This is a genomic window from Stenotrophomonas sp. 22LJNL06-5-1 (assembly GCF_056861455.1).
Genome location: NZ_JBSPUE010000009.1, coordinates 149,542 through 167,432, shown reverse-complemented (window position 1 = coordinate 167,432; position 17,891 = coordinate 149,542). Strand labels below are relative to the sequence as shown.

Annotated in this window: 14 protein-coding genes; 7 read left to right on the top strand and 7 right to left on the bottom strand. The window is 68.1% G+C overall.

Going from position 1 to position 17,891, the window contains the following annotated elements; all coding sequences use genetic code 11:
* Positions 1-165: 165 nt before the first annotated feature.
* A complete protein-coding gene (locus AC13GF_RS18595; RefSeq protein WP_006381938.1) occupies positions 166-1,500 on the bottom strand; it encodes a dicarboxylate/amino acid:cation symporter in 1,335 nt (444 codons plus the stop codon).
* A gap of 154 nt (positions 1,501-1,654) precedes the next feature.
* Here AC13GF_RS18595 and AC13GF_RS18590 point away from each other — a divergent pair, with 154 nt between their 5' ends.
* The 5 genes from AC13GF_RS18590 (at position 1,655) to AC13GF_RS18570 (ending at position 6,902) form a co-directional block, all read left to right on the top strand.
* On the top strand, positions 1,655-3,361 hold the full coding sequence (locus AC13GF_RS18590) for an alkaline phosphatase (protein ID WP_483005594.1): 1,707 nt from the start codon (positions 1,655-1,657) through the stop codon (positions 3,359-3,361).
* Entirely contained in the window at positions 3,358-3,903 is a 546-nt protein-coding gene (locus tag AC13GF_RS18585) for a WG repeat-containing protein (protein ID WP_483005593.1), read from the top strand. The genes AC13GF_RS18590 and AC13GF_RS18585 overlap by 4 nt, the downstream gene beginning before the upstream one ends.
* Positions 3,904-4,450: 547 nt before the next feature.
* Complete coding sequence (gene tilS / locus AC13GF_RS18580) at positions 4,451-5,737, top strand: tRNA lysidine(34) synthetase TilS (protein WP_483005592.1); 1,287 nt, start codon at positions 4,451-4,453, stop codon at positions 5,735-5,737.
* 36 nt (positions 5,738-5,773) lie between these two features.
* Entirely contained in the window at positions 5,774-6,034 is a 261-nt protein-coding gene (locus AC13GF_RS18575) for an exodeoxyribonuclease VII small subunit (RefSeq protein WP_005410522.1), read from the top strand.
* Positions 6,024-6,902 carry a polyprenyl synthetase family protein gene (locus AC13GF_RS18570; protein ID WP_005410523.1) on the top strand — a complete coding sequence of 293 codons (879 nt, stop codon included), beginning with the start codon at positions 6,024-6,026 and terminating at the stop codon, positions 6,900-6,902. The genes AC13GF_RS18575 and AC13GF_RS18570 overlap by 11 nt, the downstream gene beginning before the upstream one ends.
* A 92-nt stretch (positions 6,903-6,994) precedes the next feature.
* On the opposite strand, the gene AC13GF_RS18565 is transcribed toward AC13GF_RS18570, so the two are convergent.
* Both AC13GF_RS18565 and pmbA read right to left on the bottom strand, forming a co-directional pair.
* Entirely contained in the window at positions 6,995-7,366 is a 372-nt protein-coding gene (locus tag AC13GF_RS18565) for a DUF4870 domain-containing protein (RefSeq protein WP_097049815.1), read from the bottom strand.
* An 87-nt stretch (positions 7,367-7,453) separates the two neighbouring features.
* Complete coding sequence (gene pmbA / locus AC13GF_RS18560) at positions 7,454-8,821, bottom strand: metalloprotease PmbA (protein ID WP_483005591.1); 1,368 nt, start codon at positions 8,819-8,821, stop codon at positions 7,454-7,456.
* 68 nt (positions 8,822-8,889) lie between these two features.
* Here pmbA and yjgA point away from each other — a divergent pair, with 68 nt between their 5' ends.
* A complete protein-coding gene (yjgA, locus tag AC13GF_RS18555; protein ID WP_483005590.1) occupies positions 8,890-9,477 on the top strand; it encodes a ribosome biogenesis factor YjgA in 588 nt (195 codons plus the stop codon).
* Between the two features lie 41 nt (positions 9,478-9,518).
* Here the strand turns inward: yjgA and tldD are convergent, their stop codons facing one another.
* The 4 genes from tldD to AC13GF_RS18535 are packed head-to-tail and all read right to left on the bottom strand — an operon-like array spanning position 9,519 to position 16,998.
* Positions 9,519-10,964, bottom strand: a complete 1,446-nt coding sequence (gene tldD / locus AC13GF_RS18550; RefSeq protein ID WP_126928365.1) for a metalloprotease TldD — start codon at positions 10,962-10,964, stop codon at positions 9,519-9,521.
* A 60-nt stretch (positions 10,965-11,024) separates the two neighbouring features.
* Entirely contained in the window at positions 11,025-14,879 is a 3,855-nt protein-coding gene (locus AC13GF_RS18545) for a YhdP family protein (protein ID WP_483005589.1), read from the bottom strand.
* A 30-nt stretch (positions 14,880-14,909) separates the two neighbouring features.
* The gene (rng, locus tag AC13GF_RS18540) at positions 14,910-16,397 is read right to left on the bottom strand and encodes a ribonuclease G (protein ID WP_010482960.1); all 1,488 of its coding nucleotides are present in this window, start codon (positions 16,395-16,397) and stop codon (positions 14,910-14,912) included.
* Positions 16,390-16,998, bottom strand: coding sequence for a Maf family nucleotide pyrophosphatase (locus AC13GF_RS18535; RefSeq protein ID WP_483005588.1), 609 nt, complete (start codon positions 16,996-16,998; stop codon positions 16,390-16,392). Before AC13GF_RS18535 ends, rng begins: the two co-directional genes overlap by 8 nt.
* A gap of 131 nt (positions 16,999-17,129) precedes the next feature.
* Here AC13GF_RS18535 and AC13GF_RS18530 point away from each other — a divergent pair, with 131 nt between their 5' ends.
* Positions 17,130-17,867, top strand: coding sequence for an SIMPL domain-containing protein (locus AC13GF_RS18530; RefSeq protein ID WP_483005587.1), 738 nt, complete (start codon positions 17,130-17,132; stop codon positions 17,865-17,867).
* The last annotated feature ends 24 nt before the right edge of the window (positions 17,868-17,891 follow it).

Here is a 17,891-nt window from a genome sequence, read left to right as displayed (position 1 = left end):
TTCCTCCGATCGGGGCGGGGCCTGCCGGTGGGTGCCGACCTTGGTCGGCACCGCCTCCATCCACGCATGGCGTGGATCTACCAGGCCCGGCTCCGCCACCGCGCCAGCCAGCTCCCAAACAAAAAGCCCGCCGGTTTACGGCGGGCCTTTCATCTCCACGCAACCTCAGGCGCGGGGCGGTGTTGGATCAGGATCGTCCACACCTACATTGCTGGACGGGTTGTCATACACCGCCTGGTCGAGCAGCCCGGTTTCCTTGGCCACGATCACCGGCACCAGCATCTGGCCCGTCACATTCGTCATCGTGCGCATCATGTCGAGGATGCGGTCGATGGCATACAGGTAGCCGATGGTTTCCAGCGGCAGGTTGGCCGCACTCAGCACCACCGTGGCCATGATCACGGCGGTGCCGGGCACCCCGGCGGTGCCGAAGCTGCCCAGCACCGAGGCAATCAGCACCACCACGTACTGCTCGGGGGTCAGCGGCACCCCGCTGTACTGCGCAATGAACACCGCGCACAGCGCCGGGTAGATCGCGCCGCAACCGTCCATCTTGATGCTCGCGCCCAGCGGTACCGCGAACGAACCGTAATCCTTGTTCACACCCAGGTTGTGGGTGATCGAACGCAGCGCCACCGGCATCGCCGCGAAGCTGGACGAGCTGACGAACGCAACCTGCATGCCCGGCGCGGCGCCGCGGAAGAACTTCAGCGGGTTCAGGCCGTGCGCCAGCAGCAGTGCGCTGTAGACCACCACGATGTGCAGGGCGCAGGCCACGTACAGGGCCAGCACGAAATGACCCAGCGGCAGCAGCTTCTCGAAGCCATAGCTGCCGACCAGGCCGGCGATCAGGCCGAAGGTGCCGATCGGGGTGACTTCCAGCACGAAGCGGGTCACCTGGATCATGATGTCGCTCATCTGGCCGACCAGCTTGCGCGCCTCGGTCACCTTCTCGCCCAGCTTGACGATGGCAAAGCCCACCAGGCCGGCAAAGAAGATCACCGGCAGGATCGAGCCGCGACCGGCAGCCAGCACGGTCTCACCGGCGGCGTTGACCTTAGTGCCGATGCCGGACAGCGCATAGAAGACATTGGCCGGCACTACGTCCAGCAACACCTGCACCACGCTGGGCACTTCGCGCGGCACGTAGTTGCTGGCCATCGACAGCTGCAGGCCACCGGCGCCGGGCTGCAGCACGGTGCCCACGCCCAGGCCGACGCACACCGCCAATGCCGCGGTGATCACGAACCACAGGAAGGTGCGACCACTGAGCGCGGCGACCGACTTCTGGCCATGCAGCGACGAGATCGCGTTGATGACCGCGAAGAACACCAGCGGCACGGCAATCATCTTGATCAGGGTGACGTACAGCTCGCCGAGCGGGCCGAACCACGTTTCCGCGGCCGGGCCAAGCGCCCAGCCGGCCAGCGCGCCGAGCACGAAGCCACCGACCACGCGCTGCCAGAATGGAATCCGCAGCCAGGCAGAGACCAGCTTCATAGGCAATCCAGAGGGGAAGGAAGGGATGCTGGCACGATAGCCCAAGGCGGCCCGCAGAACGACCGCCCGGCCGGCAAATCAGTGTGTCATCGGCGTGCCTTGCGGCACCGGGCATAATGAACGTCCCGTTACAGTTTGTGAGATCCCAGCGTCCATGCGCCGTTCCGTCTCCCTGTTGGCCGCCTGCGCCACCACCCTGCTGCTGGGCGCCTGCGCCAGCACCACCCCCGCCTCTGCCCCGGCGGGCATGAAGGTCGCCGTCGACCCGGTCGCCCACCCGGCCGGCGAGACCCCGCAGTGGTGGTACCGCAGTGGCGCCGCCCAGGCCGCCGCCAACGGCGCGATGTCCGGCAAGGCCAAGAACGTCATCCTGTTCCTCGGTGATGGCATGAGCCTGACCACCGTGGCCGCCTCGCGCATCTACGAAGGCCAGCAGAAGGGTGGCTCGGGCGAGGAGAACCTGCTGTCCTGGGAGCGCTTCCCGGCCACGGCGTTCAGCAAGACCTACAACACCGATTCGCAGACCCCGGATTCGGCCGGCACCATGACCGCCATCACCACCGGCGTGAAGACCCACATGGGCGCGATCGGCGTCAGCGCCGGCAGCCGCACCGACTGCGCCGACAGCCTGTCCAAGGGCCTGCTGACCTGGCTGCAGCTGGCCGACAGCGCCGGCCTGGCCACGGGCGTGGTGTCCACCGCGCGCCTGACTCATGCCACCCCTGCTGCCACCTACGCTCACTCGCCCGAGCGCAACTGGGAAAACGACACCGACCTGACCGAAGCCGCCAAGGCCGCAGGCTGCAAGGACATCGCCCAGCAGCTGCTGTCGACCTCGCGCTATGGGCGCGGCCCGCTGGTCGCCCTCGGTGGCGGCCGCGGTGAATTCACCACCGTGGAAGAGCGCGATCCGGAATACGACGACAAGGTCGGCCAGCGCCTGGATGGCCGCAGCCTGGTGCAGGAATGGCAGCAGGCACATCCGCAGGGTGCCTACGTCTGGAACAGCAAGCAGCTGGCCGCCGCCGCCAACGCGCCGGCCATCCTTGGCCTGTTCGAGCCGGACCACATGCGCTACGAGTATGAGCGCCCGCAGGATCCGGGCGGTGAGCCTAGCCTGGCCGAACTGACTGCTGCAGCGATCAAGAATCTGGCCAAGCACGAGGAAGGCTACGTGCTGATGATCGAAGGCGCACGCATCGACCACGCCAACCACAGCGGCAACGCCTACCGTGCCCTGACCGAGACCGTGGCCCTGTCCGACGCGGTGCGCGTGGCCAACGAACTGACCTCGGCCGACGACACCCTGATCATCGTCACCGCCGACCACTCGCACACCCTGAACTTCGTCGGCTACCCGGCGCGCGGCAACCCGATCCTGGGCAAGGTGAAGGACAAGGGCGGCGAAGATGGCGCCGGCAAGCTGGACTACGCGCTGGACGGCACCGGCCAGCCGTACACCACGCTGAGCTACGCCAATGGCCCGGGCCATACCGGCAGCAGCAACCAGCAGCCGGCCGGCCCGAAGCGCTACCCGCACAACCCGAGCAGCTTCGAACCGGCCAACGGGCGCCCGAACCTGCGCGAGGTCGACACCGAGCATCCGGACTACATGCAGGAAGCGCTGGTGCCGATGAAGTCCGAGTCGCACGGTGGTGAAGACGTCGGTATCTGGGCACGCGGCCCGGGCAGCAAGGCGATCCGCGGCACATTGGAACAGAACGCGATCTACCACATGATCGTGCAGGCCACTCCGGCCCTGCGCGAGCGCCTGTGCCAGGCCGGCACCTGCGATGACAAGGGCGTGCCGGTGCAGCTGCCGGCACCGACGGCCTTCGAACGCAAGGCCGAGGCCAAGTGATCGCACGGCAGGCCCGCCCTGCCCCTGCCAGCGGCCGCTTCGCGCGGTCGCTGGCCCTGCTTGGCGTGCTGGTCAGTGCCAATGCAGCGGCACAGGCACCGGCGTGCAAGCTGCTGACCGACGAACACGGGTTGTGGCCGCTGCCCAACTGTGAGGTGGTCGATCACCGGCCGAAGATCAGCGCCGACACGCTGAAGGACCTGAACTACGACGACCACGGCCTGGCCGTGGTGTACGCCGACCAGGGCTTCCATTACGTCAACCGCAAGGGTCGCAGCCTGCCGGTGCTGACCTGGGACAACGGTCCGGAAACACCGCAGGAAGGCCTGCTGCGCGCCCGCGTCGGCCACCGCGTGGGTTACTTCGACCTGACGTTCCGCCAGGTCGTGCCCGGCACCTTCGATTTCGGGTGGCCGTTCCAGGATGGCGTGGCCGAGGTCTGCAATGGCTGCCGTCGCGGCACGCCGGATGCCGATGGCCACACGCCGATGGAAGGCGGAGAGCGGTTCCGCATCGACCGCTCGGGCCGTCGGGTGAAGTAGGGGTTTCGGCAGGGCTGCGCCCTGCACCTGCCGAAGCCGAAGCCGAAGCCAAATCAAGATCAAAAGCGGCTCTGGTTTTCTGTGAGTTGGGTGGGGCGGTGTGGCTGGGCAGGACACGCCGTAAACCCGTCCCTGGGGGCTCGATGGCGCCATCCATGGCGCCAACGGTCCTGCCCACCCACACCGCCCCACCCCCGACAGATTTCCGGTGACGGTTGGACCATCCACGCTTCGCGTGGATCGAATCTGTCAGATATCGAATTGAATCCGGGGTCAGATCCGTTCTCCGCAGGAAAACGGATCTGACCCCAAGAGCAATTCCGACAGTTCGCAGGAAACTGTCGAAGGCGGGGTGGGTCCGGTTGCGGGGGCGTGAGCCGCATGGATGCGGCGACCGAGCTTACATGGACGTACTTGCAGCGTCCCCCGCAACCGGACCCACCCCGCCGACCCTCAGGAAACCAGCTTCTGCTGTTGCTGTTGCTGTTGCTCTGGATCGTAGCGGGTGCAGGGCGCAGCCCTGCCGAGCAACCCTATACTTGCCGCCGTGACTGCCTTCCCTGCCCTCGTTCCGCTGGATGCGCCGCTGCTGGTGGGCTACAGCGGTGGTGTCGACTCGTCCGTGCTGCTGCACTGGCTGTGGCGCTGCGCCCAGGCTTCCGGCACGGCACTGCGTGCGGTGCACGTACACCATGGCCTGCAAGCCGATGCAGACCGCTGGGTGCTGCATTGCCAGCAGCAATGCGCAGCACTGGGCATCGAACTGGCCGTGCATCGCGTGCGGGTCGACAACCACGCGGGCCTCGGCCTTGAAGGCGCGGCGCGGCAGGCGCGGCGTGCAGCGTTCGCGGCCGAACTGCACGACGGCGAAACACTGGCACTGGCGCAGCATCAGGACGACCAGGCCGAAACTTTCCTGTTGCGCGCCCTGCGCGCTTCCGGCGTTGATGGCCTGGCGGCGATGTCCACGCACAGCCGCCTTGGCGAACACCCCTTGTGGCGGCCGCTGCTGGCGGTCCCGCGCAGTGCACTGCTCGATTATGCGCGCCACCATGCGCTGCACTGGATCGAAGACCCCAGCAATGGCGACGACCAGGCGGATCGCAACTTCCTGCGCCTGCAGGTGCTGCCGCTGTTGCGCCAACGCTGGCCGCATGCCGCTGCGGCACTGGCGGGCAGCGCAGCGCATTGCGGGCAGACCCGCGAACTGCTCGATGAGGAAGACGCCGAGCTGATCGCACACCTGGAAGTCGCTCCACGCGTGCTGTCTCTGCAGCTGCTGCGCCAGGTCTCACCGGGTCGTGCCGCACGTGTACTCCGTGCCTGGGTGGCCGGCCACGGTGCGGCGCCGCTGCCGGCCACGGTGCTGCAACAGGCACTGGACGAGCTGCTGCCCGCCGGCAACGATCGTCAGGCCCGTGTGAGCTGGCACGATCACGCGATCCAGCAGTGGCGCGACCACGCCTACCTGCTGCCGGCCCGGCTACCTGCGCTTCCCCTCGAGTGGCAGGTCGAATGGGATGGACGCGCACCGCTGCCGCTGCCCGATGGCGGACAGCTGCGCCTGCAGGGCACCCCGGCCTTCGAACGCCCGCTGCAGGTCCGTGCACGCGTGGGCGGTGAGCGCATTCTGCTGCCCGGTCGCCAGCATTCGCACGCGTTGAAGGACTGCCTGCAACGCGAACACCTCGCCCCGTGGCGACGCGCGCAGCTGCCGCTGATCTTTGATGGCCCGCAGTTGCTGGCCGCCGCCGATGTGGTCATCGCCGCACCGCTGCGGGCCTGGCTGCAGGCGCATGGCGCACAGTTGCAGTGGCGCCCGGGCGGCTGGTGAATTGACCCCCGCGCGCGGCCCGTCCACACTTGCCACATGGCCAAGAAGTCCCCCGAAAACGCCTCCCCGGTTGCCCAGTTCGAGCAGTCGCTCGAATCGCTGGAACAGCTGGTGGAGCAGATGGAAACCGGCGAGCTGAGCCTGGAAGCCTCGCTCAGTGCTTACGAACGTGGCGTCGGTCTGTATCGCCAGTGCCAGCAGGCGCTGGAGCAGGCCGAACTGCGCGTGCGCCTGCTCAGCGATCCGGCACAGCCGGAAGCCTCCGAGCCCTTCGATCCGCCCAGCCATGACGGCTGAGGTTCTGTTCGCGCGCTGGCGCGACCGTATCGAAAGCCAGCTCGACGCCGCTCTGCCCTCGCCTGCCGAAGCACCGCAGCGCCTGCACCAGGCCATGCGCTATTCGGTGCTGGGCGGTGGCAAGCGCATGCGCCCGCTGCTGGTCTACGCCAGTGGCCACCTGTTCGGTGCGCAGCCGGAAAGCCTGGATGCGGCGGCCATGTCGGTCGAACTCATCCACGCCTACTCGCTGGTGCATGACGACCTGCCGGCGATGGATGATGACGCGCTGCGCCGTGGCAAGCCGACCACCCACATCGCCTTCGACGAAGCTACCGCGATCCTCGCCGGCGACGCGCTGCAGACCCGTGCCTTTGGCCTGCTCGCCGATGCGCCGCTGCCGGCCACGCTGCGCGTGGCCTGCCTGCAGACCCTGGCCCACGCCTCCGGCGCGTCCGGCATGTGCGGCGGCCAGGCGCTGGATATCGATGCCACCGGCCAGCAGCAGACGCTGGCAGCATTGACCCGCATGCATGCGCTGAAGACCGGTGCACTGATCCGCGCGGCGGTACGCATGGGTGCGCTGTGCGGGCAGGCCCACGAACCGCAGCTGGCCCAGCTGGACAGCTTCGCCGATGCACTCGGCCTGGCCTTCCAGGTCCGCGACGACATCCTCGATGTCGAGGCCAGTTCCGAGCAGCTGGGCAAGACCGCCGGCAAGGACCAGGCGCAGGACAAGAGCACCTTCCCGGCCCTGCTTGGCATGGACGGCGCAAAGGCCCAGCTGCACGAGCTCGCAGCGCGCATGCAGTCGATCCTGGCCGGATACGGCGAAGAGGCCGATGCACTGCGTGCGCTGGCGACGCTGGCGGTCGAACGCGATCATTGATCGCTGCTCGCTCGCCGGTCACCGCCCGCCGCTCCCCGCACATGAAAACGCCCGGCAATGCCGGGCGTTTTCAGTTCCACATGCGGCCGGTCTTACTTGATCAGGCGCAGGGTGAACGGGTAGCGGTAGGCTTCGCCGTTGTTGGCCTTCACTGCAGCAATGATGCAGAACACCAGGTTGATGACGCCGACGATCGGGGCCAGGATGCCACCGATGATCACGATCATCAGGATGATGCTGATGACCATCGCGATGGTCACGGTGATCTGGAAGTTCAGGGCTTCCTTGGCCTGGTCGGTCACGAAGGCCTTGCCAGCATCGTCCTTGTTGATCAGCCAGATGATCAGCGCGCCGATGAAGCCAGTGAAGATGCCCAGCAGGTGGGCAGCCAGGGCCATGGTGCGCTGGTCGGCCGGCACGTCGGTGGTGGCCGGCGGCGGCGGGACGTTATCGAATTCGCTCACGACAAAACTCCTTTTCATTGGGTGGTCTTGACCCACCAGCACCAAGCTGGTTGCGTCAGGCGGGCATAGCTTACGCCATCGACGCCATCAATCATTACCGGCGATGGTCATCCGCCCCAGCAGGATCGAACCGGTCCGGATGTGCGAGCGCGGGTCGACGTCGCTGCCGACCGCCTCGATGCTGCTGAACATCTCGCGCAGGTTGCCGGCGATGGTGATGCCATCCACCGGGTACTGGATCTCACCATTCTCGACGCGGAAGCCGCCGGCACCGCGCGAGTAGTCGCCGGTCACCCCGTTCACGCCCTGCCCCATCAGTTCGGTCACCAGCAGGCCATCGCCCATCTGCCGGGCGATTTCCTGCAGGGAGCCCGCGTTGGCGGCCAGCTGCAGGTTGTGCACGCCACCGGCATTGGCGGTGGTCTGCAGGCCCAGCTTGCGTGCCGAGTAGCTGCCCAGCACATAGCGCTGCAGCACACCGTCGCGGACCAGGGCCGAAGCACGGGTGGCCACGCCGTCGCCGTCGAAGGCGGCCGAGCGCAGGCCACGGCGCAGGTGGGGCAGTTCCTCGATCTGCATCCAGTCCGGGAACAGCTGCTGGCCAACGCTGTCCAGCAGGAAGCTGGCCTGGCGGTACAGGGCACCGCCGGACACCGCCGACAGCAGGTGACCGGCCAGGCTGCGCGCCACTTCCGGGGCGAACAGCACCGGCATGCTGCCGGTGGCCATCGAGCGAGGCTGCAGACGGGCGACGGTGCGCTCGGCAGCACGACGACCGACCAGGCCCACCTCCTCCAGATCCTCACGGGCCAGCGCGCTGGTGTACCAGCCATCGCGCTGCATGCCATCGCCCTGGCCGGCGATCAGCGCACAGCCCACCGAATGATGGGTGCCGCGCTCACGGCCGAAAAAGCCATGCGAGTTGGCGTACACCGACAGGCTCTGCATGCTCGACACCGAGGCGCCGTCGGAATTGCGGATCTGCGCATCGGCCTCACGGCCTGCGTTCTCGCAGGCCAGGGCCAGGTCCACCGCCTCGTCGGCCTGCAGCGCCCACGGGTGCCAGGCATCCAGATCCGGGAAATCGGTGGCCATCAGCGCGGCCTCGGCCAGGCCGGCGGCCGGGTCGTCCTCGGTATGCCGGGCGATCGCGCAGGCCTGCTCGACCGTGGCGGCAAGGCTGGCCTCGTTCAGGTCGCCAGTGCTGGCGCTGCCCTTGCGTTGGCCAAAATAGACGGTGACGGCGATACCGCGGTCACGGGTGGACTGCACGGTCTCAACTTCGCCAAGGCGGACATTGACCTCCAGGCCACGGTCCTCGCTGCAGCTGACCTCGGCCTGGCTGGCGCCCAGCGCACGGGCACGGTCGAGCAGCTGCTGGGAGAGGTCGGCCAGCCGTTCCAGCCGGGCCGGGCTGTCGTCGCCGACAGCGACTTCAGGGGCGATCACGTTCAATGCTTTATCCTGTACGGGTTGGGCCCGGCATCACGCCGGGCGACTTTTTTTGAGATCAGGTAGGAACGATGCGCGGACGCGACGAAGAAACCGGTGAATTCCACGACAAGAGCCGCAGCCAGAACCGGCGCGACGCGCTCGACGTGCTGGCCCTGGGCGAGAAGCTGGTATCGTTGACCCCGGCCCAGCTGGCACGCCTGCCGATCCCGGAAGACCTGCTGCCGCATATCGCCGAGTGCAAGCGCATCACCGCCCACATCGCCCACAAGCGCCAGCTGGCGTTTCTGGCCAAGCACATGCGCCGCGAAGAAGACGCCACGCTGGATGCGATCCGCGATGCGCTGGACGCCAACAGCGAAACCGGCCGCCGTGAAGTGGCGATGATGCACCGCGCCGAAGACTGGCGCGACCGCCTGCTGGCCGAGGGTGACAAGGCGCTGGCTGCACTGCTGGACGACTACCCGCAGGCCGACCGCCAGCAGCTGCGCACGCTGGTGCGCAATGCGCAGGCCGAAAAGGCCAAGAACAAGCCGCCGCGCGCCTACCGCGAAATCTTCCAGGTGCTGCGTGCCCTGATGCTGCCGGCTGCGCTGGGCCTGAAGGCCAGCGCCGAAGACGCCGACCCCGTCGAGAGCGACGAAGCCGACGAGGACTGAGTCCGCGCCGGCCGGGGCGGTGGCGCTGGCCATCGCCCGGCTCAGGCCTGGGTACCGCCGACGGTGATGCCCTCGATCAGCAGCGAGGGCTGGCCGACACCCACGGGCACGCTCTGCCCGTCCTTGCCACAGATGCCCACGCCCTCGTCCAGGGCCAGATCGTTGCCGACCATGCGTACCTTCTGCATGGTTTCCGGACCGTTGCCGATCAGCGTCGCACCCTTCACCGGCGTGGTGATGCGGCCATCCTCGATCAGGTAGGCCTCGGTGGCCGAGAACACGTACTTGCCGCTGGTGATGTCGACCTGGCCGCCGCCGAAGTTGACCGCGTACAGGCCCTTCTTCACCGAACGGATCATTTCCTGCGGGTCATGCTGGCCGGCGCGCATGTAGGTGTTGGTCATGCGCGGCATGGTCAGGTGCGCGAACGATTCGCGGCGGCCGTTGCCGGTCGGCGCCATGCCCATCAGCCGTGCGTTGAGGCTGTCCTGCATGTAGCCGACCAGGATGCCGTCCTCGATCAGGGTGGTGCACTGGCTCGGGTGGCCCTCATCGTCGATGTTCAACGAACCACGACGGCCGTCGAGCGTACCGTCGTCGACGATGGTCACGCCCGGCGCCGCGACGCGCTCACCGATGCGGCCGGCATAGACACTGGTGCCCTTGCGGTTGAAGTCGCCTTCCAGACCATGGCCGACCGCTTCGTGCAGCAGCACGCCGGGCCAGCCCGGGCCCAGTACCACCGGCATCACCCCGGCCGGTGCCGGAACGGCGTCCAGGTTCACCAGCGCCTGGCGCAGGGCCTCGCGGGCAAAGGCCTCGGGGCGGCCGTCGGCGAACAGTTCCTCATACCCGTAGCGGCCACCACCGCCGGCATAGCCGGACTCGCGGCGACCGTTGTGCTCGACGATCACCTGCACGTTCAGGCGCACCAGCGGGCGCACGTCAGCGCCCAGCACACCGTCGCTGCGGGCGATCAGCACCGTATCGACGCCGCCGGACAAGCTCACCATCACCTGCTTCACGCGCGGGTCGGCGGCGCGCAGGTAGCCATCCAGGCGCTTGAGCACCTCGACCTTGGCCTCGTTGCCGATGCCATCGATCGGGTCCAGCGCCGGGTACAGCGCGCGCGCGTTGCCGCGCAGCAGCGATCGCCCGGACTGGGCGCCACCTTCACGCGAGATCGCGCGCGCCGACTGCGCCGCCACCCGCAGCGCATCGGCATGGATGTCATCGGAGTAGGCGAAACCGGTCTTCTCGCCGGAAATCGCCCGCACGCCCACGCCCTGCTCGATGGAATGGGCACCGTCCTTGACGATGCCGTCTTCCACGCTCCAGCTCTCGCGGCGGGCGTGCTGGAAATAGAGGTCGCCGAAGTCCACACCGGGGCCGAGCAGCTGGCCGAAGGTGCGCTCCAGGCCAGCGGTATCCAGGCCGCCGGGGCGCAGCAGGCGGTCTTGGGCAAGCGTCAGGGCGATATCAGTCATGGTTCTCGATCTGGGGATGCGGGGGTGCTCAGGCAAGCCCCGTGAACAGGAAAGCCGCGCTCAACGCGAGCGCGGCAGGCCGGTGACGGTCGGCGGGATGGCCGGCGCCGGTGCCGGCGCGGGTGGCGGAGCCTTGTCGCGGCTGCGCTCGATCACTTCCACCTTCGGTTCCTTCCATGGACCGGTCACCTTGTAGGTACGGGCGCCAATCTCGCCCAATGGTTTGGACAATACCGCATTGGTGGCCGCGCCCAGCGCCGCCCCCACCGGGCCACCGGCCACCGCCCCCACTACGGTCAGCAGATTGCCGGCGCGCGGGTTGACGTCGATGGTCTGGTCGAACTGCTGGTTGCGCAGGTCGGCCTGGCCGCGAATGGTGATGTTGGCTGCCGGGCCTTCGATCAGCACCTTGTCGGTGCGCGCCATGCCCTGGCCGAACTGCATGCTGCCGTCGATCTGGTTGAACGCGAAGCCCTTGGAGAAGAAGTCGCGGAAGTCGAACATCAGGCGCCGCGGCAGCTGGGTCACGCTGAGCAGGCCCAGCACGCGGCCGGCACCCGGCTCCAGCTCCAGCAGCTGGCCGTTGCGTGCGTGCAGGTCCAGGCGACCCTGCAGGTTGCCCAGCTGGAAGTCCGACGGCCCCCCGCTCCACGTGGCCTGCAGCTGCGCCTGGCCGGAACCGCCACGCAGCTGGCCGCCGTAGTCGAGGTTCTGCATCAGTCCGCCCAGGTCCTCGCTGCGCACCTGTGCGGTCAGCTCGGTGCGGGCACCACCGGTGCGGCCCAGCCAGCGACCACTGATGTCGATTTCCTGGTCGGGCGCACGGAAGCGCAGCTCGTCCACGTTCAGGCCATTGGCCAGCGGCCGCGTACGCAGCACCGCCTGGCCCAGCACCACCTTGCCGAACTTCAGGTCGGCAATGTCCAGCGCGAACGGCGGCAGCTTGGCCGGGTCCATGTCGTTGGCGCCGGCCTGTACCCGTGCCGGTGCGGCCGGTGCACCTGGAGCCGCCGGCAGTGACTGCCAGTGCACGCGGTCAAGCTGGCCACTGATGGTGCCGCCGTCTGCGTTGGGAACGGTCAGGCGCCCGGCCAGCGACGGGCCGTCCAGCCGCACATCCAGTGCCTGCGCCCCCGGGCGCAGCTGCAACCGGGTCTGCTCGAACACGCCACCGATCAGCTTCAACTGGCCGACCTGCACGTCCACCGCACGCAGCGGCATCGCATCGTCATCACTGCCACCACGCGCCAGGCTGATCCATTCCAGGGCATCCAGGGTCGGGCTGCGGCCGTTGACGGTCAGTCCGCTCGGCGGCGGCTCGCGATCGACATGGTCGCTGCCCAGCGTCACCTGCACTCCCGTCTGGTTGTTGTGGCTGCGCGCAGCCAGCGCCAGGCGCTGGCCGAACGCCACGTCGATGCGGCCGGCCCCCATCGGCAGCTGCGCGGCCACGGTGGTCGCCAACGGTTCGGCCGCCGGCTTGTCCAGCGGCGCCGGCAGGTCCAGGCGGGTGCCCACCAGATCCGAACTCAGGCGCAGCTCGCTGGGCGGTGCAGGCGCCCCCGGCGCGACCTTCGGCAGGTTCACCGCGATGGTCCACGGCGAGGTGCCGGCGATGTAGGGCTTCAGCCAGGCCATTTCCGGCGCGCGGTCGATCAGCACGCCAGCATCGAGGTTGGCCGACAGCTGCGATTCAAAGGCCAGCTTGCTGTCGTGCACGTAGCCGCCGGCACGCAGGCTCAGGCGGCCGTCCTGGCCGAGGTGGCGCACCGCCAGTTCCTCGGCGCCGAAACCGCCATTGCTGTAGCGCGCCTGCCCGTGCATGTTGTCAAAGGTGAGCTTGAAGCGCTTGTCGACCAGCTTCACGCCGGCCAGATCGACCGTCCCCTGCAGGTGGCCGCCACCTTCATCGTGGTGCAGCGGCTGCAGCAGATCGAAGGTCACATGCGCCGGGCCCGCAGCGGTGAGGTTGTCCAGGGTGTCGCCATATTCCTTGTGCAGCGGGCTCTGCCGCAGCATGGCCAGCAGCCTGCCGGCCTCGCTCTGCGCATCGGCACGCACGTACAGCGGCTGCTGCCCGAAGTCCTCGATGCCCGCTTCAAATTTCTGCACCGCCACGCCGGCCAGATCGCCGCGACCGTGCATGTCGAAGCCGGGGCCGATGAAGGCGATATCGGCGTCGACCTGGCGCATCAACGGCCAGTCGTGCTGGAAGCGGATGTCACCATTGGTGATATGGCCGGTCGCCTCGAAGCAGCCATCGTTGTTGTCGAACGGCCAGTCGTCCAGGTCGCCACTGACCAGGCCGATGCCGTTGCGCACCTGGCCGCCGGCCAGCGCCATGTCCAGCCAGTCGGTGGCGCCCTTGCTCATCTTGGAGTGGATCCAGAAGCGCTTGGCCGCGGTCATCGGCACGTCGTCCAGCTTGGCCGCCAGCTGCAGCCACGGCCGCGTACCGTCGCCCTGGAACCAGACACCACCGCGCACGTCCGCCGCGTAGTCGGTGCCTTCCACGCGCATCGCCGCCGTGCCGATGCGCCAGCCACCACCTTCATCGCGCCAGCCCACCACCTGGCCCGCCAGGTGCAGATCGTGGCGCACGCCGAAGCCGGTCGGCCAATCGAACTGCAGCTGGCGTTGCGGCTGCAGCTGCAGGCTGAAGCCATCCGCGTCGCCTTCGAAGCGTCCGCCCAGGCCACGCAGGCCGGGCGAATCGCCCACGCTGGCGAAGCCCAGCGACTGCAGTTCGCCCTGCGCCCACAACGGGCCATCGCGTTCGCCCGCCAGCTGCAACTCGCGCACGTCCAGCTGCGGCCTGGACAGGAACAGCCAGCGACGCAGGCCCGGTTCAAGACGATCGCTCAGGGCCAGCGCACGCAGCGCGGTGCCGGCCTGCACTTCGCCGGAACGGACCCGCAGCTGCTTGCCGAGCTGCAGCTGCAGGCCATCGAGCTGCTGCTCGCCTTCTTCGGTTTTCAGGCGCAGGCGCGGCACCTGCAACGCCCAGCCATCGGCCTGGCGCTGCCAGCGCAGTCGTGCCTGCAACCGCTGCAGCTGCAGCTGCGGAGCCGCCATCGCGGGCATCGGTGCGCCATCGATGCGGACATCACGCAGGTCCGAATCGGTGGTCACCGCCACCGGTGCGAAATCGCGCAGGGTCAGCCACAGGTTGAGTTCGCCCTTGCCTTCGCGCAGGCGCACACCGCCGGCCGCCAGCAGCGGCGACCAGGCATGAAAATCGACCGGATCGGCGCCCAGCCAGGCCTGGCCATTGCCGCGCACGCGGTCCACGTCCAGCACCGCCGTCAACGGCAGCGCTTCGCTCTGGGCCCAGGCGCGCACACCGACACGCAGGCGGTCGCCGTTGACCCGCAGGCGCACGTCGATGCGTGGCAGCGTGGTATCGATCCCCAACCCCGGCGCATGCACGCCCAGGCGGCCTCCGATCACCTGCAGTTCGCCCAGCCGGCGCAGCGCATCCAGCGGGTCCCCGCCATTGGCGGCCTGCGGCAGGCCGCGCACCGACCAGCGACCGTCCTCGCCCTGCTGCAGGTCGAGCGCCAGGCCACGCAGGCGCAGCTCGGTCAGCGACCGGCCAGGCAACAGGCCGCTGTACATCGATACCAGCACCTCGGCCTCGCCGATCGCCAGGCCCTGGCCGGCGCCGATGCGCAGGCCCTTGAGCTGCAGCAGCGGACCACGCCGGGTCCAGGCGGTCTGCAGCTGGTCGAAACGCACCGGCTGGCCAGCGCGTTCGCTCAGCCAGGCGGCAATCCTGTCGGGATGGCGCTCAGCCAGCGGCAGCAGCTGGCTGAGGGTGCCCACCAGCAGTGCAAGCCCAACCAGGCCCACAGCGCAGGCGGCAATGAAATGACGGCGGATCCTTCGCAGTCGCAGGCGCGGCGGCGCGCTCATCGGCCACCGCCGGCCTGCGGCCGGCGAGGATCAGAGCAGAACGACATCGAATTGCTCCTGCAGGTACTGCTCGTCCGCCTGGAAGCGGATGCTCTTGCCGAGGAATTCCTCCAGCTCGGCCACCGCCGCGGATTCCTCGTCGGTGATGCGCGCGACCACCTTGGTCGAAGCAATCACCAGCAGGCGCGCGGCATCGAACTGGCGCACGGCACGGGTGATCTCGCGGAAGATCTCGTAGGTCACCGTCTCGGTGGTCTTGATGCTGCCACGGCCGCTGCACTGCGGGCAGGTTTCCGACAGCTGGCGCTCCAGGCTTTCCACCGTGCGCTTGCGGGTCATCTCCACCAGGCCCAGCGGCGAGAAGTCGTACACCGTGGTCTTGGCATGGTCGCGGGCCAGCGCCTTTTCCAGCGTACGCAATACCTGGCGGCGGTGCTCGGCATCATCCATGTCGATGAAATCGATGATGATGATGCCGCCCAGGTTGCGCAGCCGCAGCTGCCGTGCCACCGCCTGCGCCGCTTCCAGGTTGGTGCGGAACACCGTCTCTTCCAGGTTGCGCTGGCCAAGGAACGAACCGGTGTTGACGTCGATGGTGGTCATCGCCTCGGTCTGGTCGATCACCAGGTAGCCACCGGATTTCAGCGGCACCTGCTTGTCCAGCGCGCGGCCGATCTCGTCCTCCACCCCGAACATGTCGAAGATCGGGCGATCGCCGCTGTACAGCTCGATCTTCTCGGCCAGCACCGGCATGTACTTGGCAACAAAGGCCTGCAACTGCGCGAAGGTCTCCTTGGAGTCCACCTTCACCTTGTCAACGTCCTTGCGGATCAGGTCGCGTACCGATCGCAGCGGCAGGCTCAGGTCTTCATAGATGTTGCTGCACGAGGCCGCTTCGCGGCCACGACGCTCGACCACGTTCCATACGCGCGACAGGTAGGCGATGTCCTCGGCAATGGCCTCGGCCGGCTGGCCCTCGGCATTGGTACGCACGATGTAGCCGTAGCCCCCGTGCTGCGCCGACAGTTCGGTCACCAGCGCCTTCAGGCGGGCGCGCTCGGTTTCATCCTCGATGCGCGCGGACACTCCCACCACCTTGGACTGCGGCAGCAGCACCATGTAGCGCGAGGGAATGCTGATCTGCGTGGTCAGGCGTGCGCCCTTGGTCCCGATCGGGTCCTTCACCACCTGCACCACGATGTCCTGGCCGTCGCGCAGCAGCTCCACGATCGGCACGCTGGAGGGCGGCGGCAGCGTGGTGTTCTCGGTGTCGGCACTGGCCACCGGCGCCGGCCGCACCACGTCGTTGGCGTGCAGGAACGCGGCGCGCTCCAGCCCGACCTCGACGAAGGCCGCCTGCATGCCGGGCATCACCCGCTGCACCTTGCCCTTGTAGATGTTGCCGACCACACCCCGGCGCCAACCGCGCTCGATGTGCAGTTCCTGCAGCATGCCGTTTTCGATCACGGCGACCCGGGTCTCGCGCGGGGTCACATTGACCAGGATTTCCTCAGACATCGGCAGCCTCCCTGGCGGCATCAGCAGTGGGAGCCGGCGCGCCGCAGCGCGCCAGCAGACGATCGGTATGCAGCAGCGGCAGTCCCATCACGCCGGAGTAGCTGCCTGAAAGATGTTCGATCCAGCGCTCGGCCCCGCCCTGGATGGCGTAGGCCCCGGCCTTGTCCAACGGCTCGCCGGTGGCCACGTAGGCGGCGATGTCGGCAGCGTCGATCGGGGCGAAGGTCACTTCGGAAATGACCAGTTCGCTGTCCAGCCCGTCCGCGCCGACCACCACCACGGCGGTCATCACCTGATGGGTACGCCCGGCAAGACGCGCCAGCATCGCCCGCGCATCGGCGGCGTCGGTGGGCTTTCCGAACACGTCGCCGTCCAGCACCACCTCGGTGTCCGAACCGAGCACCCGCGCCTGCGGGTCATCGGCCAGCACCCGGGCCAGGCCGGCACGCGCCTTGTCGGCAGCGACGCGGCAGACATACTGTTCGGCGCTTTCAGCGGGCGCGCGCTGCTCGACGACCTCCAGGTCCAAGGCCTGGAAGGGGCGTCCGAGTCGGGCCAGCAGCTGGTTGCGTCGGGGGGAGCGGGAAGCAAGGTAGAGCATCGGCACAGCATAACCTGAGGCCGCCACCTGAATCGTCGGCAACCCGTCCCGGAACGTGCTCAACCCCGAACGGGCTCACAGCGCGTTCATCGCTACGACACCACCCTCAACGGCACAACAAGGAGTTCTCCATGCGCCTGACCGCCACCCCGCTGCTGCTCGCCCTGTCCCTCGCCCTTGGAACTTCGATGACCGCCCATGCTGCCCCGTCGTCGCCGTCGATCGCCGCTCCGGCCGAAGGCACCCTGCTGAACATCTCGGCCAATGCCGAAGCGACCCGCGTGCCGGACGTGGCCACCCTGTCGGCCGGCGTGGTCACCCAGGCCGCCGATGGCAACAGCGCCATGCGCCAGAACGCCCAGCAGATGGACAAGGTACTGGCCGCGATCAAGGCCGCCGGCATCGCCGAGCGTGACGTGCAGACCAGCGGCATCAGCCTCAATCCGCAGTACCGCTATGCCGACAACGAAGCGCCGAAGATCACCGGCTACCAGGCCAACAATACGGTCAGCCTGAAGGTGCGCGACATCGCCAAGCTCGGCAAGGTGCTGGACGCACTGGCCGCACAGGGCGCCAACCAGATCAATGGCCCCAGTTTCGAGATCGACCAGCCGGAACCGGTCTATGACGAAGCCCGCCTGGCTGCGCTGAAGAAGGCCCAGGCCCGCGCCCAGACCTATGCGAAATCACTGGGGGTGCAGGTGCGCCGCATCGTCAGCATCTCTGAAAACAGCAACGGCGGCTTCCGCCCGATGCCGATGGTGCGGACGATGTCTGCCGGTGCGGCGCTGGACAAGGCCACTACGGTCGCGCCGGGCGAATCGACGGTCTCGGTCAACCTGGACGTGGTGTTCGAACTGGGTCGCTGATTCCGTTCGCCATTGCCGACAAAG

Excerpts from the sequence above, each read along its gene's own strand:
- yjgA (WP_483005590.1), top strand. The coding sequence starts at position 8,890 with ATGCGCGGACGCGACGAAGAAACCGGTGAATTCCACGACAAGAGCCGC.
- AC13GF_RS18590 (WP_483005594.1), top strand. The coding sequence starts at position 1,655 with ATGCGCCGTTCCGTCTCCCTGTTGGCCGCCTGCGCCACCACCCTGCTG.
- AC13GF_RS18545 (WP_483005589.1), bottom strand. The coding sequence starts at position 14,879 with ATGAGCGCGCCGCCGCGCCTGCGACTGCGAAGGATCCGCCGTCATTTC.
- AC13GF_RS18530 (WP_483005587.1), top strand. The coding sequence starts at position 17,130 with ATGCGCCTGACCGCCACCCCGCTGCTGCTCGCCCTGTCCCTCGCCCTT.
- AC13GF_RS18595 (WP_006381938.1), bottom strand. The coding sequence starts at position 1,500 with ATGAAGCTGGTCTCTGCCTGGCTGCGGATTCCATTCTGGCAGCGCGTG.
- rng (WP_010482960.1), bottom strand. The coding sequence starts at position 16,397 with ATGTCTGAGGAAATCCTGGTCAATGTGACCCCGCGCGAGACCCGGGTC.
- AC13GF_RS18535 (WP_483005588.1), bottom strand. The coding sequence starts at position 16,998 with ATGCTCTACCTTGCTTCCCGCTCCCCCCGACGCAACCAGCTGCTGGCC.
- tldD (WP_126928365.1), bottom strand. The coding sequence starts at position 10,964 with ATGACTGATATCGCCCTGACGCTTGCCCAAGACCGCCTGCTGCGCCCC.
- AC13GF_RS18575 (WP_005410522.1), top strand. The coding sequence starts at position 5,774 with ATGGCCAAGAAGTCCCCCGAAAACGCCTCCCCGGTTGCCCAGTTCGAG.
- AC13GF_RS18570 (WP_005410523.1), top strand. The coding sequence starts at position 6,024 with ATGACGGCTGAGGTTCTGTTCGCGCGCTGGCGCGACCGTATCGAAAGC.